This window comes from Gardnerella sp. 30-4 (assembly GCF_001641215.1).
GTDB classification, from domain to species: Bacteria; Actinomycetota; Actinomycetes; order Actinomycetales; family Bifidobacteriaceae; genus Bifidobacterium; species Bifidobacterium leopoldii.
Genome location: NZ_LXJL01000117.1, coordinates 1 through 3784 on the forward strand (window position 1 = coordinate 1; position 3784 = coordinate 3784).

The following is a 3784-nucleotide window of genomic DNA, read 5'->3' on the forward strand; positions in this document are numbered from 1 at the left end:
GAAAAAATGTGTAATATACGGGGTAGCATTCGTGTATGCTATGCGCGTAAGTAGCTTTAAAAACGAAAGGACCATAATGGCACAGGATTATGATTCTCCTCGTAGCAAAGATGAGGACGAAGAGTCGTTGGAAGCTTTGAGTAAAGGTTCTCAAAATTCAAGCAGCGATATTGACGATGATGAAAATGCTATTGCTGAAGACTACGAGTTGCCAGGTGCTGATTTAAGTAACGAAGATGCATCCGTAACTGTTATCCCTATGCAAGGCGATGAATTTATTTGTTCTGAATGCTTCTTAGTTAAGCATCGCAGCCAGTTAGCTGAAACTAATGCTGATGGTCAGCCTATTTGCAAGGAGTGCGCAGCTTAAATGGCATATGACGAGACCTATACTGGCCCCGAACAGGTTGAGGTATTAATTAAGTATCTCGATGATGAAACATCTACATTACAGCCGCTTTGCTACGCGCATGCAGGTGATGCAGGTGCCGATTTAAGAACTACCCAAGATTTTACCTTGCGTCCTTTCCAGAGAGCGCTTGTTCCTACTGGAGTTGCTATAGCTTTACCTGCAGGTTATGTTGCTTTAGTGCATCCTCGTTCTGGTTTAGCAGCAAAACAGGGTGTGACTGTGCTAAATGCACCTGGAACAGTTGATGCCGGGTATCGTGGTGAAATTAAGGTTCCTCTTATTAATTTAGATCCTGAGAACACAGTGCAATTCCATAAAGGTGATCGTATCGCTCAAATGGTTATACAACGTTATGTAGAAGCACAATTTATTCCCGCATCTAAATTACCTGAATCTGATCGCTCTGATAAAGGTTTTGGCTCCACTGGCGTACAATAATCTTTTTATAAATATCCGACCGGTTTTTAAAACTGAGTCGGATTTATTGTATGTATTTTTTGTTTTTGTAGTGTATTGAGCGAATTGCAGGTAGGATAGTAAAAGTACCAGGAGGTGCCAAATGGGTGAACTTCAAGAGGATGTAAAAGGATCCAATAGGCTCGGATGTGAAATCAGCGAAGATTCTCGAAATCCATTATTGCCAATATTGAGCATGTGCCAATGGCATCATCCTAATGAGGATATGAGCATTCTTCATAGAGCTTATGATCGTGCTGTAAAGCAGCATACAGGTCAAAGACGCAAATCTGGTGAGCCATACATTATTCATCCTCTTGCTGTAGCTCAAATTCTTGCAGATCTTGGAATGGGACCAATTGTTGTTGCTTCAGGATTATTACACGACACTGTAGAAGATACAGATTACACGCTAGAAGAATGTCGAGCTGAATTTGGCGATACTGTAGCAGGTCTTGTAGATGGTGTTACAAAAATATCCAACATGGAATATGGCGAAAGTGCTCAAGCAGAAACTATTCGTAAGATGGTTGTTGCAATGAGCCGCGATGTGCGAGTGCTTGTAGTAAAGCTTGCGGATCGTTTGCACAATGCTCGCACTTGGAGGTATGTTAAGCCATCAAGTTCACATAAAAAAGCAAGAGAAACTCTTGACGTATATGCGCCTCTTGCTAACCGTTTAGGTATGAATGCAATTAAAACTGAACTTGAAGAGCTGAGTTTTAAAGTACTGTATCCAAAAATTTATAATGAAATTGTTGTTTTAGTTGCTCGTAGAGCAGGTCAGCGCGAAGTTTATTTACGACAAATTCTTGAAGAAATTAATGCAGATCTTGCAGAACAACACGTTAAAGCATCAGTAAAAGGTCGACCAAAAGATTATTTCTCTATTTACCAAAAGATGATCGTTCGAGGTCATGATTTTGCTAATATTTACGATTTAGTTGGCGTGAGAATAATAGTCGATTCTATTCGTGACTGTTATGCAGCATTAGGTGCAGTGCATGCTCGATGGAGCCCTGTTCCAGGACGTTTTAAGGATTACATTGCAACTCCAAAGTTGAATATGTATCAAAGCTTGCATACTACAGTTGTAGGCCCTGGTGGAAAGCCAGTAGAGATTCAAATACGCACATGGGATATGCATAGGCGTGCTGAATTTGGTATCGCAGCGCATTGGAAGTACAAAGCTAATGGTCAGGCTGGTCGCGCTTTAAGTAAGCCTGATAATGATGATTTAAAACGCGAAAATAATATTGATGACAAAAAAGAGCTTAGCGAAGCAGATAATCTTAAGTGGATTCAACAGCTTGCTGATTGGACTAGTGAGACTCCAGATTCAGATGAATTCTTAGGTTCATTAAAGCAAGATCTTGGTGCTTCTGAAGTTTATGTTTTTACTCCAAAGGGGAGTATTGTTGCGCTTCCGCAGGATGCAACTCCTGTTGATTTTGCATATTCTGTGCATACTGAAGTTGGTCATCGCATGATGGGTGCTCGTGTAAATGGACGTTTAGTTCCTCTTGATACGAAGCTTTCAAACGGTGACACTGTAGAGGTACTTACTTCAAAGTCGGATACAGCTGGACCATCACGCGATTGGCTGAGTTTTGTAAAATCTCCTCGTGCTCGAAATAAAATACGTCAATGGTTTAGCAAGGAACGCCGCTCTGAGGCGATTGAAGAGGGCAAGGATGAGCTAACTCGCGCTATGCGTAAACGTAACTTGCCTTTAACTACTTTGATGACGCAGCAGGCATTAATTGGCGTTGCTGATGAATTGAATTTGCCTACTAATGTTGAGTCTTTATATGCGGCTATTGGCGAAGGCCAAGTTTCTACACAGAATGTTATTTCGCGTTTAGTAAAAGATGCGGGCGCTGATGAAGTTGCAGAAGAAGTAGAACAAGAAGCATTGCCTTTACGTCATGTTGAGCGCAGCCATAAGTCTAACGGCGCTTTGGGAGTATCAGTTAAGGGTGTTGGAGACGTTTGGGTAAAGCTTGCAAAATGTTGCATGCCAGTTCCAGGAGATATGATTATTGGTTTTATAACACGAAACCAAGGTGTGTCTGTGCATAGGACTGACTGCCAGAACATGCTCGATTTGCAAAAAACTCAATCAGAGCGCGTTATTCCTGTTCAATGGACTAGCGATAAAGGCTTGTTCTTGGTTAAGGTCCAAGTTGAAGCATTGGATCGACAACATCTTCTTTCGGATGTTACTCGCGTTCTTTCAGATCATGGAGTAAATATTCTTTCCGGAACTATTGCTACAGGCGATGACCGTGTTGCAACAAGTCAATTTACCTTTGAAATGGCAGATCCTCAGCACTTAGCAACTCTACTTGCTGCTATCCGTAAAATTGAAGGCGTTTTTGACGTTTACCGCATTACGGGAGCAAAAGATAGCGCAGAGCCGCGTTTGCGAAAAATGGAACGAGGAGATTTATAAAAGATGGGCACCCCAGCTTTGGAGTGCCCATCTTCGTTTTTGCGCAAATAGTATTTGTTTAATGTAATAAATACGAAAAACGCTTAATTTCAGGCAGTGACAGCCTTCTTCAACAAGGAGCCAGCAGAAATACGTACACCGTAAGAAGCTGGAATCTTGATTGTTTCACCGGTACGCGGGTTGCGGCCAGTGCGCTCAGCACGCTTTACGCGTTCTGCGGAGAACAGACCAGTAAGCTTCAAACCTTCACCGGACTGTAAAGCCTCAACGAACACATCCTGGAATGCGTTGACGGCGGCTTCGGCCTGTGCCTTGGTCAGGTTGGACTTCTGTGCGATCTTAGAAACGAGATCAGACTTGTTGTATGCCATGCAGCATCCTTTGTGTCAGGGGACCTTCTCTTCAAAGGTCACGTTCATACTAGATACTAGTACATTTTCCTGTCTCTTATACACATCTGA

At 42.3% G+C, this 3784-nt stretch carries 4 protein-coding genes; 3 read left to right on the forward strand and 1 reads right to left on the reverse strand.

The genetic code is table 11. The annotated features are described in order from the left end of the window. The first annotated feature begins 76 nt into the window (after window positions 1-76). The 3 genes from A5294_RS05930 to A5294_RS05940 all read left to right on the forward strand — a co-directional run bounded on the left by A5294_RS05930 (window position 77) and on the right by A5294_RS05940 (window position 3323). The gene (locus A5294_RS05930) at window positions 77-370 is read left to right on the forward strand and encodes a DUF4193 domain-containing protein (RefSeq protein WP_004106775.1); all 294 of its coding nucleotides are present in this window, start codon (window positions 77-79) and stop codon (window positions 368-370) included. Next, the gene (gene dut / locus A5294_RS05935; protein WP_004106773.1) at window positions 371-850 is read left to right on the forward strand and encodes a dUTP diphosphatase; all 480 of its coding nucleotides are present in this window, start codon (window positions 371-373) and stop codon (window positions 848-850) included. Between the two features lie 121 nt (window positions 851-971). Next, the gene (locus A5294_RS05940) at window positions 972-3323 is read left to right on the forward strand and encodes a bifunctional (p)ppGpp synthetase/guanosine-3',5'-bis(diphosphate) 3'-pyrophosphohydrolase (protein WP_004119477.1); all 2352 of its coding nucleotides are present in this window, start codon (window positions 972-974) and stop codon (window positions 3321-3323) included. An 89-nt stretch (window positions 3324-3412) separates the two neighbouring features. Here A5294_RS05940 and A5294_RS05945 read toward each other — a convergent pair whose 3' ends face one another. Continuing rightward, on the reverse strand, window positions 3413-3694 hold the full coding sequence (locus A5294_RS05945; protein WP_004119480.1) for an HU family DNA-binding protein: 282 nt from the start codon (window positions 3692-3694) through the stop codon (window positions 3413-3415). Window positions 3695-3784: the final 90 nt, after the last annotated feature.